The sequence below is a fragment of the Haemophilus parainfluenzae ATCC 33392 genome (assembly GCF_031191205.1).
GTDB lineage: Bacteria > Pseudomonadota > Gammaproteobacteria > Enterobacterales > Pasteurellaceae > Haemophilus_D > Haemophilus_D parainfluenzae.
Genome location: NZ_CP133470.1, coordinates 47,543 through 68,046 on the forward strand (window position 1 = coordinate 47,543; position 20,504 = coordinate 68,046).

16 protein-coding genes are annotated in these 20,504 nt (G+C 40.0%); 6 read left to right on the forward strand and 10 right to left on the reverse strand.

Annotated elements, in window-relative coordinates; genetic code table 11:
- Together RDV53_RS00230 and gshAB are read right to left on the reverse strand one after the other, a co-directional pair.
- Complete coding sequence (locus RDV53_RS00230) at nt 1–1,089, reverse strand: PhoH family protein (RefSeq protein ID WP_005696414.1); 1,089 nt, start codon at nt 1,087–1,089, stop codon at nt 1–3.
- Between the two features lie 98 nt (nt 1,090–1,187).
- Complete coding sequence (gshAB, locus tag RDV53_RS00235) at nt 1,188–3,461, reverse strand: bifunctional glutamate--cysteine ligase GshA/glutathione synthetase GshB (RefSeq protein ID WP_005696415.1); 2,274 nt, start codon at nt 3,459–3,461, stop codon at nt 1,188–1,190.
- A 212-nt stretch (nt 3,462–3,673) separates the two neighbouring features.
- Between gshAB and RDV53_RS00240 the strand changes: the two genes are divergently transcribed.
- The 3 genes from RDV53_RS00240 (at nt 3,674) to RDV53_RS00250 (ending at nt 7,355) form a co-directional block, all read left to right on the forward strand.
- Nucleotides 3,674–4,672 (forward strand): iron ABC transporter substrate-binding protein, encoded by a 999-nt coding sequence (locus RDV53_RS00240; RefSeq protein ID WP_005696416.1) that lies wholly within the window; start codon nt 3,674–3,676, stop codon nt 4,670–4,672.
- Between the two features lie 97 nt (nt 4,673–4,769).
- Entirely contained in the window at nt 4,770–6,290 is a 1,521-nt protein-coding gene (locus RDV53_RS00245) for an ABC transporter permease (protein WP_005696417.1), read from the forward strand.
- Nucleotides 6,291–6,302: 12 nt separating this feature from the next.
- Nucleotides 6,303–7,355, forward strand: a complete 1,053-nt coding sequence (locus RDV53_RS00250; protein ID WP_005696419.1) for an ABC transporter ATP-binding protein — start codon at nt 6,303–6,305, stop codon at nt 7,353–7,355.
- Nucleotides 7,356–7,392: 37 nt separating this feature from the next.
- On the opposite strand, the gene RDV53_RS00255 is transcribed toward RDV53_RS00250, so the two are convergent.
- From RDV53_RS00255 to RDV53_RS00285, 7 genes are all read right to left on the reverse strand, one after another.
- A complete protein-coding gene (locus RDV53_RS00255; protein ID WP_005696420.1) occupies nt 7,393–8,112 on the reverse strand; it encodes a TerC family protein in 720 nt (239 codons plus the stop codon).
- 70 nt (nt 8,113–8,182) lie between these two features.
- Entirely contained in the window at nt 8,183–10,009 is a 1,827-nt protein-coding gene (gene uvrC / locus RDV53_RS00260) for an excinuclease ABC subunit UvrC (RefSeq protein WP_005696421.1), read from the reverse strand.
- A gap of 9 nt (nt 10,010–10,018) precedes the next feature.
- Nucleotides 10,019–10,777 carry a 3-deoxy-manno-octulosonate cytidylyltransferase gene (gene kdsB / locus RDV53_RS00265; protein WP_005697219.1) on the reverse strand — a complete coding sequence of 253 codons (759 nt, stop codon included), beginning with the start codon at nt 10,775–10,777 and terminating at the stop codon, nt 10,019–10,021.
- 9 nt (nt 10,778–10,786) lie between these two features.
- Complete coding sequence (locus tag RDV53_RS00270) at nt 10,787–10,966, reverse strand: Trm112 family protein (RefSeq protein WP_005696424.1); 180 nt, start codon at nt 10,964–10,966, stop codon at nt 10,787–10,789.
- 16 nt (nt 10,967–10,982) lie between these two features.
- Nucleotides 10,983–11,963 carry a tetraacyldisaccharide 4'-kinase gene (lpxK, locus tag RDV53_RS00275; RefSeq protein WP_032822464.1) on the reverse strand — a complete coding sequence of 327 codons (981 nt, stop codon included), beginning with the start codon at nt 11,961–11,963 and terminating at the stop codon, nt 10,983–10,985.
- 53 nt (nt 11,964–12,016) lie between these two features.
- Nucleotides 12,017–13,765 carry a lipid A ABC transporter ATP-binding protein/permease MsbA gene (msbA, locus tag RDV53_RS00280; protein WP_005696426.1) on the reverse strand — a complete coding sequence of 583 codons (1,749 nt, stop codon included), beginning with the start codon at nt 13,763–13,765 and terminating at the stop codon, nt 12,017–12,019.
- Between the two features lie 50 nt (nt 13,766–13,815).
- Nucleotides 13,816–16,218 (reverse strand): DNA internalization-related competence protein ComEC/Rec2, encoded by a 2,403-nt coding sequence (locus RDV53_RS00285; protein WP_005696427.1) that lies wholly within the window; start codon nt 16,216–16,218, stop codon nt 13,816–13,818.
- A 260-nt stretch (nt 16,219–16,478) separates the two neighbouring features.
- On the opposite strand from RDV53_RS00285, the gene dksA reads away from it, so the two are divergent.
- From dksA to folK, 3 genes are all read left to right on the forward strand, one after another.
- On the forward strand, nt 16,479–16,916 hold the full coding sequence (gene dksA / locus RDV53_RS00290) for an RNA polymerase-binding protein DksA (RefSeq protein ID WP_005696429.1): 438 nt from the start codon (nt 16,479–16,481) through the stop codon (nt 16,914–16,916).
- Between the two features lie 96 nt (nt 16,917–17,012).
- On the forward strand, nt 17,013–18,509 hold the full coding sequence (gene pcnB, locus RDV53_RS00295; protein ID WP_370447717.1) for a polynucleotide adenylyltransferase PcnB: 1,497 nt from the start codon (nt 17,013–17,015) through the stop codon (nt 18,507–18,509).
- Nucleotides 18,509–19,012: a 2-amino-4-hydroxy-6-hydroxymethyldihydropteridine diphosphokinase gene (folK, locus tag RDV53_RS00300; RefSeq protein ID WP_005696431.1), complete on the forward strand. Its 504-nt coding sequence runs from the start codon at nt 18,509–18,511 to the stop codon at nt 19,010–19,012. The genes pcnB and folK overlap by 1 nt, the downstream gene beginning before the upstream one ends.
- Before the next feature lie 54 nt (nt 19,013–19,066).
- Here the strand turns inward: folK and dcuC are convergent, their stop codons facing one another.
- On the reverse strand, nt 19,067–20,425 hold the full coding sequence (gene dcuC / locus RDV53_RS00305; protein ID WP_005696432.1) for an anaerobic C4-dicarboxylate transporter DcuC: 1,359 nt from the start codon (nt 20,423–20,425) through the stop codon (nt 19,067–19,069).
- Between the last annotated feature and the right edge of the window lie 79 nt (nt 20,426–20,504).

Genomic DNA, 20,504 nt, shown 5'->3' on the forward strand with positions numbered 1-20,504 from the left:
TTATTCTCCTAAATTCGTTTCATTTTCTGACCGCACTTTTTGCTCACGTTCAGCTCGACGCTGCGCAGCGATTTCTTGACGGCGGATTTCATCTTGGGCTTCCCATTCTTCGTAAGCTTGCACTACTTTTGCCACCACAGGATGTCGCACAATATCTTTACTTTCAAAGTAGTTAAAACTTAATTCCGATACTTTACTTAACACTTCCATGGCGTGACGTAAACCCGATTTAGTGCTACGCGGTAAATCGATTTGGGTCACATCCCCCGTAATCACAGCTTTGGAATTAAAACCAATACGAGTCAAAAACATTTTCATTTGTTCGACCGTCGTATTTTGGCTTTCATCTAAAATAATAAAGCTGTCATTCAGTGTACGCCCGCGCATATAAGCCAATGGTGCGATTTCAATCACATTGCGCTCCATCAATTTTTGTACGCGTTCAAAGCCTAGCATTTCAAATAATGCATCATAAAGTGGTCGTAAATAAGGTTCAATTTTTTGGCCTAAATCACCCGGCAGGAAACCTAATTTTTCGCCAGCCTCTACGGCAGGGCGAGTCAGCAAAATTCGACGAATTTCTTGACGCTCTAATGCCTCAACAGCAGCCGCCACGGCTAAAAAGGTTTTCCCTGTTCCAGCAGGTCCAATTCCAAAACTAATATCGTGCGTAAGAATATTGTGTAAATATTGAATTTGATTTTCACCACGCGGTTTAATCAAACCACGCTTAGTTTTAATTGTGGTGCTATAGACCTGATTTTCACTACGTGACTCACTTCCCGCTTGAGACAACATTCTGCTCTCTTGCAAGGCAATATGCACATCTTCTAAATCAAGTTCTTTCACTTTCCCCTTAATTGGTGCAGTCTCCACATATAATATTTGGATTAATTTAGCCGCACGATCAATTAATTGTTCATGGTGAGATTTGGGATTTTCATCATTTGATTTCAGGGTAAAAGTGAAATTATTGCGGGAAATATTGAGGTTAAATTCTTTTTCAATCAGTTTGATATTTTCATCAAATGCACCGCAAAGGGATTGCAGACGATCATTTTCTTGAGGTTCTAAGGTAAACGTTGTCATTAAATTTCATTTAAGAATTGTGAATACTGTCTCCATTTTAGCCTAATTATGATGAATGTAAAACGGGCTTCACCAACTGATGAAGCCCGATAACCAAATTAAGGCAATTCTGGGAAAAGCATCTTAATCACATTCATTGTCAATCGTCGAGATTGTCCACTAAATGGGAAAATATGCATCATCATCATAGGATTAAAGTTTGCCTCAATCACACCCCACGAGCGTAGGCTCGGTTCTGCCGGCTTTTTCAAATCAGGAATAATCAAATCCACGCCACACACTGCCGCCCCCATTGCTTTGCTAATCCCGACCGCAATTTCTTTGTAACTGGCATGCATTTCATCCGTCATATCAATAGAATCACCGCCTGTACTAATATTGGAATTCGCACGTAATTGGACAAGTTGATCTTTCGCTGGAATAGAATCCACGGTTAAGCCTTGTTCCTTAAGCTGCAACTGCTCAATATCTCCTAATGCAATTTTTTTCAATGGTGTACGACTACCATCGCCCCGTAAAGGATGATCATTTTTTGCGGCGACTAATTCAGCAACGGTATGTACCCCATCTCCAATGACATTTGCTGGCACACGTAATAAGACAGCTAACGTTTGATCACCTAGCACAAAAAAACGGTATTCGGTGCCTTGTAGATAATCTTCAACCATGATCTCTTTATCTTCACGGAAAGCAATTTCTACTGCTTTTGCAAAATCCTCTCTATCCGTTACACCTTGTTGGAAAATACTGATACCTAAACCAAAATTCGTTGATTTGGGCTTAATCACGACAGCTCGATTCTCAAAAAGTGGGAAATTTTCGACCGCACTTTTCACATCGGTAAACTCGATACTTTGAGGTACATTAAATCCGGCTTTCGCCAACACTTTCTTTGTCACCACTTTATTTTCCATGATGAGTGGGGAAATATAGCTATCGTGAGAAGTCATATTACCGTTTTTCACATATTCCAAATGGTCGCCAAATTGAAGACTGAGAAATTGATCGCGTTCATCTAAAATCTCAACCTTTAATCCTTTTTGAATTGCATCAAATAATAACGCCTGTGTGGACAGTTCCATATTATCAAACGCACTTAATGCATAAAAACGTTCAAAGGCTTTTGCTTTATTGGATTGCGCGATATCAGCACCTAATTGTTGATAACTACCGACCTGTTCAATTGCCGCGACCACTTTTGCACAAAGCGTTTGGCTTGGATCCGCAAATTGCCCTAATTTGTCTTTAACAATCGTTTTTATCTCATCACTTACATTGAGTTGCTCAAGCATTTTGAGCATTTCAAGGAGGACTAATTCCCCTTCTACCGCATAAACACTTTGCTGTCTTGGGTCTTCCCATGCTACCTCTGCAAGACGTGCTTTACCTAATTCTACGCCCTCTTGATCAGCCGTATCTTCAAGCCATGCCAGTAACAAAATAAAATAATGAATGAATTTCGCATCATCAAGCTCTATTCCGTAAGGTGCAAACGGATTGAGATCAAACAAACGGAATTCTAAATATTGAATTCCTTTTTCAAGTAAATCTCGTGCTTTTTTAGCACCACGCAAGCGTACACTTGAGTAAAATTCTTTTTCCGCAATCAAATCACCCGATTTCACCCAGTGTTCTAAGGTCTCAACATACTCTTGCAAACTGTCATAAGAGACGTGGATCTTCGGATCATTCACATAACCATATTTCCCTGAACGTAAACTCCGCACATATTGATGCGGTTTAAGGGGTGAATTGCCTCTGAAATATTTTTCCTCTACCGTTGGTGTCGCAGAAAACAAATAAAGCAAAATCCATTGATAACGTAAGAAGTTCTTCGCTATTTTTAGGTAAAAATCATTTTGAAAATCAACCGCACTTTGTGTTTCATTTTGTGCATGAAATAAGGCTTCAATAAATTTAGGGGCAATTTGAAAATTGTAATGAATACCACAGACCATTTGCTTATATTTACCGTAAGACTGGACTAAATGCTCACGATAAGCCACATCTTCATGATTATCTAATTGTGCGACCTTAATGTGCTCCTCTGGCGGTAACCCCGCAGGCATACTGAAAGGAAAAATAAATTCATTCTCCGGTAAAGTTCGCAAAGTTACTTCATGAATAGCAGAAAGCCAACGCAATGTATCCTCTAATTTTTTCATCGGAGGAGTCACTAATTCCAACTGACTTTCTGCAAAATCTGTTTGAATGTAAGGGTGGAAACGACGATTACCAAAGGCTTTGGGGTGCGATGATGTCACTATTGAACCATCCGAATGCACCCGTTGACTTTCCTTTTCAATCCCAAAAGTGCCTTGCTGGAATAAGAGTTCTAGATGATGTTGTTTAATGATTTGCTGAATGTTCATATCCGTTCCTACTCAAGATGTTTGCTCTACATTATGTAAAAAGATTAATAAGTAACAAAGTAAGAAAATAGCATGAAATATAAAATTTTGATATAAATAAAATATTTGATAATTATTTGCATTATCTGTTTTAAGTATATTACAATGGGACAATTCTTGTTTTCAGAGAATTAGCTATATTTCCCTTCCCCCGATAATATAAAGGAGTTTTTATGAAAATTAAACATTTTCAAATTGCCGCCCTTACTGGCTTAATGGCATTTGCAGGCTTCGCTTCTGCAGATATTACCGTTTACAACGGACAACATAAAGAAGGTGCAAAAGCCGTTGCCGATGCGTTTACAAAAGCAACGGGTATTAAAGTGACCTTAAACAGTGCAAAAAGCGATCAACTTGCAGGTCAATTAAAAGAAGAGGGCGATAAAACCCCTGCTGACGTATTCTTTTCTGAACAAACTGCACCTTTCGCTGCCCTGTCTGATGCAGGCTTATTAGAACCGCTTTCTGCAGATACTATTAAACAAACTGCACACAAGGGCGTTCCTGTTGCACCGAAAAAAGACTGGGTCGCATTAAGCGGTCGTTCTCGAGTAGTGGTTTACGATCACACTAAATTATCTGAAAAAGACATGGAAAAATCCGTGTTAGATTATGCAACACCAAAATGGAAAGATAAAATTGGTTACGTTCCAACTTCAGGCGCATTCTTAGAGCAAGTTGTTGCGATTACCAAATTAAAAGGTAAAGATGCCGCTCTTAAATGGTTAAAAGGCTTAAAAGAAAACGGTAAACTTTATGCGAAAAACAGCGTTGCTCTTCAAGCGGTTGAAAATGGCGAAGTACCAGCAGCGTTAATCAACAACTATTACTGGTATGCACTCGCGAAAGAAAAAGGTGCTGATAACCTCAAAACGCGTCTTTACTTTATTCGTCATCAAGATCCCGGTGCATTAGTAACTTATTCTGGTGCAGCGGTATTAAAAGGATCTAAAAATAAAGAAGAAGCGAAAAAATTCGTTGATTTCTTAGCAAGTAAAGAAGGGCAAGAAGCATTTGTTTCTGTACGTGCAGAATACCCACTTCGCTCTGATGTGGTTTCCCCATTTAACATGGAACCTTATGCGAAATTAGAAGCACCTGTTGTTTCTGCAACGACTTCTGAAGACAAAGACAACGCAAACAAACTTATTGAAGAAGCTGGTTTGAAATAAGTTTAGTTTGCTATGCTATGTAATATAGGGCGTGTAATACACGCCCTTCTGTTATTTACTCTACTTACTCTACACTGATATTTTCAAAGGATTTTTTGTGTCTAATCGCCCTCCTCGCTGGCTTATTGCCTTAATCGTGCTGATTAGTTTGCCATTATTACTCCCTTTTTTATATGTTATTGAACGAGCTGCGGATGTTGGATTGGCTCGTAGTATTGAGCTACTTTGGCGCCCAAGAATGTGGGAATTGCTCAGTAATACGCTACTTTTAATGGTATTTGTCACGCTTTTTGCCATTATTCTCGGCACACTATGTGCATTTTTATTAGAACGTTATCGCTTTTGGGGAAAAGGATTTTTCCAAGTTGCCATGACGCTTCCGCTTTGTATTCCTGCATTTGTCAGCTGTTTTACCTGGATCAGTCTCACCTTTAGAGTGGAAGGCTTCTGGGGAACCATCGGCATTATGACGCTGAGTTCTTTCCCGCTTGCTTATCTCCCTGTGGCTGCAACCTTAAAAAGACTCGATCGCTCTTTAGAAGAAGTGAGCCTTTCACTGGCGAAAAGCCAGGCTTATACATTTTGGCATGCGATTTTCCCGCAACTCAAACCCGCTATCGGCAGTAGCGTATTATTAATTGCCCTTCATATGTTAGTGGAGTTCGGTGCGGTTTCTATTTTAAATTATCAAACCTTCACTACGGCAATCTTCCAAGAATATGAAATGGCCTTTAATAACAACACTGCCGCTTTACTTTCTGGTGTGTTAATGGTGATTTGTATCCTTGTGGTGATGGGAGAAATTCGTTTTAGAGGCACACAAACACTCTATCAAAGTGGCAAAGGCGTAATACGCCCTTATCCATTGAAAACGCTCTCTGTTGGAAAACAAATTTTAGTCGTGAGTTTCTTTACAACCATTTTTGTGCTCAGTATTGGGGTGCCAATTACCATGCTGATTTATTGGCTAAAAGTAGGAAATTCCATTGAAAGTGCGGTCGATTTTGGGGAATTTTTTACCGCTTTCACAAACTCACTGACCATCTCTACGCTTGGGGCTACACTTACGGTTATTTGTGCCTTACCATTAGTATGGGCGGCAGTACGCTATCGCAGTAAATTAACAATTTGGCTTGATCGCATCCCTTATCTACTTCATGCAGTACCGGGGCTCGTGATCGCATTATCGTTGGTTTTCTTTACCATCAACTATGCGTATTCATTTTATCAAACCTTTGCGATGGTCGTGGTCGCCTACTTTATGCTTTATCTTCCAATGGCTCAAACGACCTTACGAGGATCGCTTGAACAGATGTCTGATAACATCGAAAAGGTGGGGCAAAGCTTAGGGCGTAGCAACTTTTATATTTTCCGTACCTTAGTTATTCCCGCTATGTTACCTGGGATTGCTGCTGCATTTGCTTTAGTTTTTTTAAACTTAATGAAAGAGCTTACCGCAACCCTATTACTCACACCGAATGACATTAAAACGCTTTCAACCGCAGTGTGGGAATATACATCTGATGCGCAATATGCGGCAGCCACGCCTTATGCCATTATGTTAGTGCTATTTTCTGGGATTCCTGTATTTTTACTGAAACGATACGGTTTTAAATAACGAAAAGATAAAATGACAACATTACTCGATATTAAAAATTTGAATAAATCCTTTAATGGACAACAGGTTTTACACAATATCTCGCTACAATTAGAGAAAGGTGAAATTTTGTTTCTTCTTGGTGCATCTGGTTGTGGGAAAACCACCTTATTGCGTAGCATTGCTGGTTTTGAACAACCAACAAGCGGTGAGATTTGGTTAAAGAATCAACCTATTTTTAACGACAATATCAATGTGCCAACTCAGCAACGCAAATTAGGCTATGTGGTACAAGAAGGCGTGTTATTCCCTCATTTAAATGTTTACCACAACATTGCTTATGGCTTAGGCGATGGTAAAGGAAAAACCGAAGAGGAAAAACAACGCATACAGGAAGTGATGAAACTAACTGGTATTAGCAGCTTAGCTGATCGTTTTCCCCATCAACTTTCAGGCGGGCAACAACAGCGTGTTGCACTTGCTCGAGCTCTCGCACCAAACCCAGAACTCATCCTGTTTGATGAGCCATTCAGTGCATTAGATGAGCATCTAAGAAATCAAATTCGTTACGATATGTTACAGGTATTAAGAGAAAGTGATTCATCCGCCATATTTGTGACTCATGATCGTGATGAAGCACTCTGTTATTCAGACAAAATTGCTGTGATTCAAGAAGGAAGAATCCTCCAAATTGCGACACCTAAAACACTGTATTGGTCACCGCAGCATTTATCCATCGCAACATTTATCGGAGAAAGTATTATTTTCCCTGCAACGTTAAAAAATGATGCCATCGCGATCTGTCAATTAGGTGAGGTTGCTGTAGAAAATAAAGGAAATGGTCATACGCAAGGGAAGGTTTTATTCCGCCCTGAGCAATTCTCTCTTGCAAAAAAAATCCAAGATCCGACAGCGTCTTTTAAAGGTGAGATTAAACGGATTGAATCGAGAGGACGCGCCATTAATCTTTGTATTGATGTTGGCGGTTATGAATTTAATCTTAATGAAGATCTCATTAATCATTACCAAATTGGAGAACAAGTCACACTGTATTTATACGGGAAAGGGGTTTTCTATCATCACTAAAAAAGGCGGAACACATTGTTCCGCCTTTTTTATATAATTAATGTCCTAGTGCTTTTCGCATCTTAATGTTGAGCATTTCCACCACCGCGGAGAAGCCCATAGCAAAGTAAATGTAGCCTTTCGGAATATGAATATCCAAGCTTTCGGCAATTAAACTTACCCCTACTAAAATTAAGAAGGCTAAGGCTAAAATCTTCAATGTTGGATGGGTATCTACAAAATCACCAATTGGTTTCGCCGCAAACATCATGACACCAACCGCAAGCATAATCGCTAAAATCATCACTGGAAGATGGTTTGCCATACCTACTGCCGTAATCACGGAGTCTAAAGAAAACACAATATCTAAAACAGCAATTTGGATTAACACGCCCAAGTAACTGACTTTCTTCTTGTTCGTTTCTTCTTCATGATGTGATTCAGGATGCATCGCTTCTTTGATTTCACCTGTACTTTTCACAATCAGAAATAAGCCCCCAAGGAATAAAATCAAATCGCGGCCTGAAATTTCCTGACCAACTAAAGTGAACAGCGGTTCCGTTAATTTCATCATCCAAGAAAGGGAAACAAGAAGTAAAATACGGGTAATCATCGCTAACCCAAGACCGATAATACGACCAGATTGGCGTTGATTTGCGGGTAAACGTCCCACTAAAATACTAATAAAAATAATGTTATCGATACCCAAGACGATTTCAAGTGCGGTCAAAGTAAGCAATGAAATCCATGCTTCGGGATCAACAAGCCATTCAAACATAATATGTTCCTATAATAAAATCCGAAAGGTTGAAATAATAGACAGTTCGCGTAGAAAATCAAGATTTTTCCTAACTTTTTAAGGTCTCGAAAATCTTTTCTGCTAAGGCTTTAGAAATACCGGGTACTGAGGCGATTTCATCCAATGTGGCATTTTTGACACCTTGTAATCCACCTAAATATTTCAACAAGGCTTGGCGTCGTTTGGCGCCTACCCCTTCAATGGTTTCTAAGCCACTTTGGGTAAAGGCTTTTTGACGTTTTTGACGATGTCCGCTAATCGCATGATTATGGCTTTCATCTCGAATATGTTGGATTAAATGCAGCGCAAGGCTATCATCCGGCAAGTGAATCTCACGATCTTGTTTGCTGATAATCAACACTTCTTGTCCTGCTCGACGATCCACACCTTTTGCCACACCGATTAAGTGCGGTCGATTTTTATCCCATTTTACGTTGAGATGATGAAAAACCTCTAAGGCGCGATTAAGCTGTCCTTTACCACCATCAATAAAAATAATATCGGGAATTTTATCTTCATCAAGATCACGATCGTAACGTTTCTTTAAGGCTTGCTCCATCGCGGCATAGTCATCACCACCGGTAATGCCTTCAATATTAAAACGACGATAATCTGATTTCAGTGGGCCTTCTTGATTAAATACCACGCAAGATGCTACAGTTTGATTCCCCATCGTATGACTAATATCAAAACATTCCATACGTTTAATTTCAGGCATATCAAGCAATTCGCAAAGGGCTTGATAACGTTCGTGCATTCGGGAAGATTGTTTAAGTTGAGTCGCTAACGCCGCTTTGGCATTAATTTGTGCTAGTTGCAGATATTTACCTTTATCGCCTTTAGCGGATTCTTGTATCACCACTTTTCGGCCAGCTTGTTCAGTTAACAAGGCCTCAAGCTCGGTTTTTTCATCTAGTTTATGATCCACAATAATACTATTAGGAATACTTCTGCCCTGATGACCTTGCAAATAAAACTGCCCAACAAACGTTGCTGTGAGTTCGGATAAATCAGTGTTAGCGGGTACTTTAGGAAAATAACTGCGATTGCCTAATACTTTACCTTGACGAATAAACATCACTTGAACACAAGCTAAACCGTGCTGATACGCAATAGACATAATATCCATGTCGTCCAAACGCTCATTGGATACAAATTGTTTTTCGATAACCGCGCGAACCGCTTGAATTTGATCTCGATAACGCGCCGCACCTTCAAAATCTAAGTCTCGGCTCGCCTGTTCCATTTTGCCGATGAGGTAATCTAATACTTGCTGATCTTTCCCTTGCAAAAATAATCGAGCTAATTCAACTTGTTGGTTATATTCCTCATCAGTCACATAACCTGGCACACAAGGTGCACAACAACGCCCGATTTGATATTGCAAACAAGGGCGGGAACGATTGTTATAAACCGAATTTTCACATTGACGAACAGGGAATAATTTTTGCATTAACGACAAGGTTTCACGCACTGCACCTGCATGAGGATAAGGCCCGAAATACTCACCTGCAATTTTTTTCGTTCCGCGATAAGAAGTAATACGAGGATGACGTTCTTTCGTCAATAAAATAAAAGGATAGGATTTATCATCTCGCAATAATACGTTATAACGAGGTTGATAAAGCTTAATGAAATTATGCTCAAGCAATAACGCTTCTGTTTCAGAAGAAGTAATCGTCGTATCAATATGATGAATTGACGACACCAAGGCTTCTGTTTTTTTGCTGCTTAAGTTTTTGCGGAAATAGCTGGAAAGTCGCTTTTTGAGATCTTTCGCTTTGCCCACATAAATAACCTGATCTTTATCGTCATACATACGATAAACACCAGGTTCATGAGAAACGTCAGAGAGAAACTTCTTGGAATCAAACATCAGTAAAAACTACGCCAAAATTGACCGCACTTTTTCTAAATCTTCTGCTGTATCCACACCAACAGCAGGCACTTCTTTTGCTAACTCTACGTGAATACGCTCACCGTACCACAATACACGGAGTTGCTCTAACTTCTCTAAGTTTTCTAATTGTGTTGGTACCCATTGCACATATTGTTTAATAAAGCCCGCACGGTAAGCATAAATACCGATATGACGAAGATACGCATTAGCCAGTTGTGCTTTTGAAGTGTCTTCTAATTGCATAAATTGATCACGATCGTAAGGAATCACTGAACGAGAGAAATATAAAACGTAGCCATCTTTATCTGTGACGACTTTCACGGCATTTGGATTAAATAACTCTTCCGCTTCATGAATTTTTACCGCAAGTGTCGCCATATTCACATTAAATTTCGCTAAATTTTCTGCTACTTGACTCACAATAACGGGGGGGATTAACGGTTCATCCCCTTGGATGTTTACAATAATTTCATCATCAGCAATTCCGAGTTTACTCACGACTTCTGCTAAACGTTCCGTACCAGAATTATGCGCTTCTGATGTCATGCAAACTTCTGCCCCAAAAGCTTTTGCTGCTTTTTCAACTTGTTCGTTATCTGTGGCAATAATTACTCGACTCGCCCCTGATTGCTGAGCCTTTTCAAAAACATGTTGAATCATGGGGTTACCGGCAATATCGGCTAGAGGTTTACCCGGTAAGCGGCTCGATGCAAAACGAGCAGGGATAATAACTGTAAATGACATAATCATTCCTTATTCTTTCAATGTTTCGGCTTTTTCTGCCAACAATACAGGCACGCCGTTTTCAATAGGATACGCTACTTGCTCAAAAGGGCAAATGAGCCGTTGATTTTCTTGATCGTATTTCAATCTTGCCAAACATCGCGGGCAAGCGATCACTTCTAATAATCGAGGATTGAGTTTCTCACGCATATTTCACTCGAATAAGTTAAACCAAATGACGAATTTTTTCCCACAATTGTGGAAGTTTTTGGCCTTGATTTTCAGCCTCTACAATCTCTGCATCAACGGGAACATACCACCAATTCTCTTTAGCAAAAGCGTGGCATTTTACGGCATCCTTTTCCGTCATAAAGAGCGGTTGATTTTCAGCGAGTTTTTCTAATAATTGTGGCTCAAAATGTTGATGATCTTGAAAAGCTTTCGTATTGGCTAAACGAATATTTAAATTTTCCAACATCATGAAAAAACGTTGGGGGTTGCCAATTCCCGCGATGGCTGAACCTTGAGTAAATTCACTTAACAAGCGTTTTTCAGCCGTCACTAAATTAATCGCATAGTGAGGAACGAGCGTCATAACCGCATCAGAATAAGCGTTTTTTCCACCATTGGTAATCACAAAGTCCACATTTTTTAAACGACTTGGTAATTCACGCAAAGGCCCTGCCGGCAAAACAAAGCCGTTCCCTAAAGCACGTTCTGCGTCCATCACCACAATTTCAATATCACGCTGCAACTTATAATGTTGTAATCCATCATCCGAAATAATCAGATCGCAATCCTGTGTTTTCAAAAGTAATTCGATAGCTTGCTGACGATTCGGTGAAATCACCACAGGCACACCTGTTCTTTTGGCAATTAAAACAGGTTCATCGCCCCCTTGAACGGGATCGGTTTCAGGCGTAACAAGTAAAGGATAGGTTTTAGATTGGCTACCATAGCCACGAGAAATCACACCTACACGCAATCCTTGTTTTTGCAACTCTTCAACTAACCACACCACAACAGGCGTTTTACCATTTCCGCCCACAGAAAGATTACCGACAATAATGACCGGTTTTGGAGATTTATAAGAGGATAAGATATTCAGGGAAAATAGTGCTAGGCGAATTTGGCTAATCAACCAAAATAGCAGTGAAAAAGGAAGAAGCAACCAAGCAAGCTTTGAATTAGAGTACCAAAAAGGCATTTCATTTATCCTATATTGATTTTGGGCGAACACATTGGTTCGCCCTTATTATTTTATCCGCTAAACTGCATACTGTGTAATTGTTTATACGCGCCATCAAGCGCTAACAAATCTTGATGCGTACCACATTCTTTAATTTCACCGTGCTCAATGACTAAGATTTCATCGGCATTTTCAATGGTTGATAAACGATGTGCAATCACCAATACTGTACGATCTTTTTTCAGTTCTTCTAATGCTGACTGAATCGCTCGTTCAGATTCTGTATCTAATGCCGATGTAGCTTCATCTAAAATTAAGACCGGTGAATTACGTAGTAATGCACGAGCAATCGCTAAACGCTGACGTTGGCCACCTGAAAGAGTTGCACCATTCTCACCAATAACGGTATCAAAACCTTGTGGAAGTTTCTCGATAAACTCCAGGGCGTAAGCTGCTTTTGCAGCTTCAATAATTTGTTCACGCGTGTATTTATCTTCTGCCGCGTAAGCAATATTATTGGCAATCGTATCGTTAAATAAATGTACTTGTTGAGAAACGACAGAACAATTCTCACGTAAATTAGATAAACGATAATCTTGAATTCTTACGCCATCTAATAAAATTTCGCCTTCGTCAATATCGTAGAAACGCGTCACCAAATTAGCAATCGTTGATTTTCCCGAACCTGAACGCCCCACTAAAGCCACAGTTTTGCCTGCAGGCACATAAAAAGAGATATTATTTAAGGCTTTCTCTTCTTTACCCTCATAAGCAAAACTCACGTTTTTAAATTCTAAATCACCTTTTGCAGGTTCTGCTTTATACGTGCCATTATCTTTCTCTGTTTCCAAATCTAAGATGGCAAATAATGTCTGACACGCTGCCATGCCACGTTGGAACTGTGAGTTCACATTCGTCAAAGATTTTAACGGACGCATCATCGCTAACATGGAAGAAAAGACCACCGTGAAAGAACCCGCAGTTAAATTATCATCAGCAATTAATGGTGTCGTTGCTAAGTAAAGCACTGCTGCCAACGCCAAAGAAGCAATTACTTGCACAACTGGATCTGAAATCGCATCAGCAGTCACCATCTTCATACCTTTGCGACGCATATCGTTACTGACTTTATCGAAACGCTCTTCTTCAACTAATTGTCCACCAAAAGACAGCACCACTTTATGCCCTTTTAGCATTTGTTCCGTTGCAGAGGTCAATTCCCCCATGGAATCTTGCATGTTTTTACTAAGCTTACGGAAAATCTTAGATACCATGCGAATCAGCACTGCAATAATCGGCCCAATCACGAAAAGTACAAGTGTTAATTCCCAACTAGTATAGAACATCACAACAAGCAACGAAATTAAATAGGCTCCTTCGCGAACAATCGTCACTAATGAACTCGATGAAGAGTTCGCTATCATTTCTGAATCGTAGGTAATACGAGAAAGCAATTTGCCTGTTGAATTACGATCAAAGAAGCTCACTGGCATAAACATTAAATGTTTAAACAAACGGCGGCGCATAATCATCACTACTTTACCGGATACCCACGCCAGGCAATAAGTAGAGACAAAGTTGGTCACCCCACGCAATATAATCATACCAACGACAACAAATGCCATCATTTTCAAGAAAGAATGATCGGCTTTTCCGAAACCATCATCAAGCAAAGGCTTAAGCATATAAATCAAACCTGAATCTGCCAAAGCATTAAAAATTAAAGCAAAAGCGGCGACTAATAAGCCTGATTTAAACGGTGAAATCATCGGCCATAAACGCTTAAAAGTTTGTGTGGTTGAGAAATCTTTATCTTGCATAGCTTATTCTTACATCAATTATCTTAAAAAAATTGGCTGCATTGTACCTGTTATTTCGGGGATAATCCAATTACACGGGCAAACCAAGGTGAAAAATCTCCTCTCGCTTTTTCAATTTCAATGCCCTTTTCAGTAAAATTTAACCTTATATGACCTGAAATAGCGGTATTTTCGACCGCACTTTGATAACGATTTAACCGTTCAATCACGGTTGGATGAGGAAAATTCCACGCATTCCATCGTCCACTTGAAATTAAGGCTATATCCGGTTTTGTCTGTCCCAGTAAAAACTCGCCTGTTGAAGTTTTACTACCATGATGCCCCACCTGTAACACGTTAATCTTGCCGAGGTTTTCAGCAAAAGATCTTTCTGTCGCCACATCAGCATCACCAGTTAAAAGGATCTGATACTGCCCATCCGTTAGTAAAATTACGCAAGATTGCGGATTTTCCGCCCTGTCTGTAATTTGCGTTGGTGAAAGAATTTTAAAATCAAGTCCTCGCCACTGCCATTGTTTCCCCTGAAGACAAAAAGTGCGGTGCATTTCGCCATAGCTTTTGCGAGAAGGTGTAATCAGCTCAATCTCTGAGTATGCGGTTAAAATCGTTTTAGCACCGCCTGAATGGTCATTATCATCATGGCTTAAAATCAAGGTTTCAAGTTCAATCCCTTCCCGTTGAAGATAAGGCAATATTTCTAATTCCGCCATAGAAGAGCCACCTATTCCACTCTGCCAAGCGGGCCCCGTATCATACAACACGCCTTTCCCTTCTTTTACAATTAAGGTTGCTAAACCTTGTCCCACATCTAACGTATCTAACTGCCATTTGGGTTTCGTGATATATCGATACCCAAGAGTACCAATACAAAAACTAGAAATAAGAATAACACCTAAAAGAGCTTGTTTATAAGCTTCTGACGATAAGATTTTTGTGCTGTTTAATGTGAAAAATCGACTTGATTTTAGCGGTGTGTTTTTTGTTTTCCTTTGAGATGCAAAATACAAACCATATAACATTCCGCCAAAAACAAGGCTTAAAAGTGCGGTCAGAATGAGGGATAAATTAATCGAAATCGGAACATACGAGCCTTGGAAAATACTGAGAAATTGCGTAATACCTTGAGCAATCGTATTTGAAAGATGCCAAGAAGAAAATGCGCCATTCGTTAACACTGCAAAGAGAATCAAGGGTACCAGTAAGAAACTATACAAGGGCACTGCGATTAAATTCGCCAAGAATCCATTTAACGCAAAGCCATTAAAAAAGAAAAGTTGAATAGGCGTGAATAAAATCAGCAGCCCAAGTTGCAAATGAAACAAGCCCAAAATCCACCGCACTTTGCGGGATAATTTTTGATGTTGCCACTCGATTATTGATAAGGGAACATATCGGTACCATACAATCAGGCAGGTAACAGCACCAACTGAAAGCCAAAAGCTAACCGAAAGTGGCATAAGTGGATCACAAAAAAGCAGAAATGCCACGACCAAACAAAGCATTTTCGAAGGCGTGTAATATCGTCGCGAAAATTGAAGGATTGCAATAAAAAGCAATGCCATCATTGCACGGAAGGTCGGTAAACTAAATCCGGCTAAATAGGCATAACCTAAAGCAATCAACACACCAAAGCAAAGTGGAAACCAGGGTGAAATAAAGCGTGTAGGCAGTGCGAGTTGCAAGAATCGAGCAAAGAAAAAGCCTATTCCCATTGCTAAACCAATATGGAGCCCTGAAATGGCAATCAAATGTGCCGTATTCGTTTGTTGGTAAATCAGCCATGTTTTATTATCTAACCAAGCCCGCTCACCAAATGCCAATGCAATAAGCAAGCCTTGCAAAGAAAGCCCCTCTGTCTGATTGAGGCTAGTCTGTAGAAAATGTGTGCGGTAAGAAAAATCTTCGCTCATTTTGACCGCACTTTTCACATTTCCAACGGCAATAATCCTTTTGGAAAAATACCATTGCTGTCGATCAAATCCCCCATGATTAAGTCTTGCAGAAATAGGTCGAAGTTTTACATCAGCCCGCCAAATTTCACCTACTTGTGGCTTTTCCGGCGCTTTCCAATTAATAAAAATCTGTTGTTCTTTCCCATCAAATAATGACGTTCTTGCAACCAACGTTTGATAATCTTGTTGATGAAGAATTTCTGAGATATAAAGATCTAAGGTGATTTTATTTGGTAAACTTGAAATTTTCTCTGCTTGTCCCAATAACGATAAAGCAGGTGAATGCGCATAAGCCAAAGTAAGCAAAAACAAGATACCGCTCATGCAAAAATTTCTAGCTTTAAAATAATTGAACCAATGGGAACAAAGTGTGGTCATAACCAGCAATAAAATGCCCAGCCCTGCTCGTTGCCAGGTAAACAGTAAAAAATCAGGTACTACAAGCAAGGATAAGGCAGAAACAATAAACATCATGCACAGTTGAAATAGCGTGATTTTCATTTTAAGTGTTATTTATAGCGAAAAATAAGGCAAGCTAACCTTAAGCTTGTAGATACGCAAATGAATATGTCGTTTTTTGCGATCACGATCGCAAATTTGAAATTTCTAGACTAAATTTATTTGCTAAATAGGTGAAGTTCTGCTATTTATATCGCCCTTAAAATAACAGGGTTCTAATGTCAGCTATTTTTAGTTGCTCTGAACAAACTAAAACAAGACAGGATGTCATAAAAAGTCTGTAACATAATTAGGAGTTATCTATGTCTAAGGCCTCTCTAAGTTTGCTGGATTTGGCTGGTGTTAAGCCTTATCAACCTAAAAAAGGTGAAGAATATATGAATGAAGATCAAATTCTTCATTTCAGAAAAATTTTAACCGCATGGCATGAGCAAATTGTGGAAGAAGCATCAAGAACGGTTGCTCATATGCAAGATGAAGCGTCTAACTTCCCTGATCCTGCTGACCGTGCGACGCAAGAAGAAGAATTCAGTCTTGAATTACGCAACCGCGATCGCGAGCGTAAATTAATGAAAAAGATTGAATATACATTGAAAAAATTAGATACCGATGATTTCGGTTATTGCGATTCTTGTGGGGAAGAAATTGGCATCCGTCGTTTAGAAGCGCGCCCGACTGCTGATCTTTGTATTGATTGCAAAACTCTTGCTGAAATTCGTGAAAAACAAGTGGCGGGTTAATTTATTCAAATAACCCAACCAAAAGTGCGGTCAAAAACAACCGCACTTTTCGTGTTTTTATCAAATGCGCATTGAACATAGAGAATGGAGTAAATTATTCTTACTTATATAAAAAATTTATTTGGTAAAAAAACTAAAAAAGAAACCGAAACCAATATAAATTCGCCCGTTCCCAAAACGGCGCCAAAAAGCAAAAAATCTAACGTTTCAAAAACAGAGCGTTCACAACCCAAGATCGCCCCGTCCTCTTCTCACCATAAAAAAACCAACACACAAGCGTCTCGTTACGACAAACATAGCGTGAAAGCCTCTCATTTTGGCATTAATCCACGTATGTTTAGCCGTAATGCCATTACTGTGGTAGAAAAATTGCAACGACAAGGTTACGAAGCTTATATCGTTGGGGGGTGTTTGCGTGATTTATTATTAGGTAAACATCCAAAAGATTTTGATGTGGCAACAAACGCTCGTCCAGACCAAATTCAGGCAGTATTCCAACGCCAATGCCGCTTAGTTGGTCGTCGTTTCCGTCTTGCGCATATTATGTTTGGTCGCGATGTGATCGAAGTGGCCACATTCCGTGCCAGCCATTCGGATGCGCGCAGCGAAAATCAAGCGAAACAAAGCGATGAAGGAATGTTACTGCGTGATAACGTGTACGGCACCATTGAACAAGATGCCGAACGCCGTGACTTTACCGTAAATGCCCTTTACTACAATCCGCAAGATAATACATTACGTGATTACTTCAACGGAATTGATGATCTGAAAAACGGAAAATTACGTCTGATTGGTGATCCAGTGACTCGTTATCAAGAAGATCCCGTGCGTATGCTACGTTCTGTGCGCTTTATGGCGAAATTGGATATGTTCTTGGAAAAACCAAGTGAACAACCAATTCGTGAGCTTGCGCCATTACTGAAAAATATTCCACCAGCGCGTTTATTCGATGAAAGTCTAAAATTATTGCAGTCTGGCAATGGTGTAAAAACCTATAAATTACTGCGTCAATATGGCTTATTTGAACAGCTTTTCCCAAGCTTAACGCCTTATTTCACTGAAAAAGAAGACAGCCTTGCGGAACGAATGATTTTAACTTCGTTAAATTCAACTGATGAACGTATTGCCGATAAATTACGTATCAATCCAGCCTTTTTATTTGCGGCATTCTTCTGGTATCCATTACGCGAAAAAGTGGATGTGCTGAAAAATGAAGGTGGCTTAAACAATCACGATGCCTATGCCCTTGCGACAAATGAAGTGCTTGATCAATTATGCCGATCATTAGCCGCACCTCGTCGTCATACATCCGTCATTCGTGATATTTGGATGTTGCAATTACAACTGCTTAAACGCACGGGTTCTCACCCTGCTCGCACGATGGAACATCAAAAATTTCGTGCGGCCTTTGATTTATTGGCGATGCGTGCTGAAGTAGAAGGTGGCGACACCGTTGAATTGGCTAAATGGTGGCATGAGTACCAACTCAGCAATCAAGAACAACGTCGCCAGTTGGTTCAAGAGCAACAAAAATTGCATCCAGCGCCAAAGAAAAAATATTATCGCAGACGTAAACCTAAGGCGGCTAACTAATGGTTCAAGTGTATATCGCCCTTGGCAGCAATTTAAATACGCCTACAGAACAATTAAATTCGGCATTAGAGGCAATTTCTGCGCTACCTAATACTGAATTAAAATCGGTCAGCGGATTTTATCAAAGCAAACCATTAGGCCCGCAGGATCAACCGGATTATGTGAATGCGGTGGCAATGATCGAAACCACTCGCCCACCTTTAGCCTTGCTCGATGAATTGCAACGCATTGAAAATGAACAAGGTCGCGTACGTTTACGTCGCTGGGGTGAGCGTACACTGGATTTGGATATTCTGCTTTATGGTGATCAAATCATTCAAAATGAACGCTTAACGGTGCCTCATTACGATATGAAAAACCGTGAATTTGTGATTGTGCCGCTTTATGATATCGCACAAGATTTGGTTTTACCGGAAGGGGAAAAAGTCGCCAATTTGGTGAAAGCCTTTGAAAATCATCAAATGCATAAAATCAAAAATAGCGAGAAAATTAACCGCACTTAACTCAAAACAAAAGGGCTGATATTCACTATCAGCCCTTCTTTTTTACTCATCAAGCTAGGCGGCAACGGAAACAAAGATTTCTGTACCGATAATCACACAAATAAAACCAACCAACATTGGGACAGACATACGTTTTACGACTTCAAATGGTGAAATTTTTCCCATCCCTGACACAGCCACAACCACACCTGAAACCGGTGATAAACCACGACCTAAGTTAGAGGCTTGTAACATTGGAATGGTTAAGAACGCCGGGTTGACGCCCATTTGAGTGGCTAATTTTGGAATTAATTCTGCAAAAGCATAGAACGCCGCATTACCTGACCCCGTCGCCATGGTGGCTAAAATGGTAATCACCGCAAGCACTAACATCATAAAGAATGCTGAGCCGCCGAAGCTTTGTGCAGAGTCGATTAAATTAGTGATAAACCCGATTGTACTTAAACTTTGCGCAAATACACCTGCCGCTACTAAAAGCATGACTACTCCTGCAAAGGCATCTGCCATACCGCGATATGCCACCACGAGGTTATCAAAGGTTTGTTTGGCGTTGAAGCTACGTAAGAAATCCACTATGGCAGTAATGATAAAGCAAAGCACCATTACGGTAACGATGTGTAAATTTGGTAAGCCCCATTTACCGTCAAAAATCAATACGCCAATAATGGGTAATAATGGCAAAATCGCATAATAGTTTGGTGCAGTGGTTTTAATTTCATCTGCATTCAAACATTCTACTTGTACGCCTTCTTTTTTATCTAAATAACGCTGCCAGAAGAAGTGCGCGACAGCAATCCCTAAAATTGCAAAAATCGAAACCGGCAATGCTGTGCCAAAGGCAAACTCACCTAAAGGAATTTTTGAAATTTCAGCAGAAAGCACCACGTCGCCCGATGTTGGGGAAAGTATAATGGAGATTGGCGATGCACAGATTGCTGCTGCAGCCCCACGTGAAATTCCGACGTTTACCATGACAGGGAATAATGTTGCCATTAATAACACGCCCAAGCCCGTTGCGGATGCCACTGCAAAAGACATTAAACATGCAAGGAAGTAAGCAAACACCATTAAAATATAAGGTGAACGGATATTTTTCAGTGGTTTTGAAACCAATTTCACTACCACATCGTTTGCACCAAGATAAGTCATGTACACGGAGAAACCACATAACACCATAATCATCAAGCCTAGACCGCCGCCACGATTACCAAGTAGATATTTCACATATTCTAAAATATCAAAATAGGTGGAACCGGTGCTTTTCACGCCTTCCGGTAAAATCGAATGTCCCATCAGCACTGAAATGAATAACAAGACCAAGCCACCGAACATCAACACCCCGGTCGCTGAATAGCCTTTCACGATGTAATATGCCACTAAGACAATGGCAATCAAACCTATAATCAGATCCATAATTTACCTCTTTATTAAAATAATAATATCAGCAAGATAGCGATTGAATTGGCAGTTGTAAATCAGTTCAATACGAAAA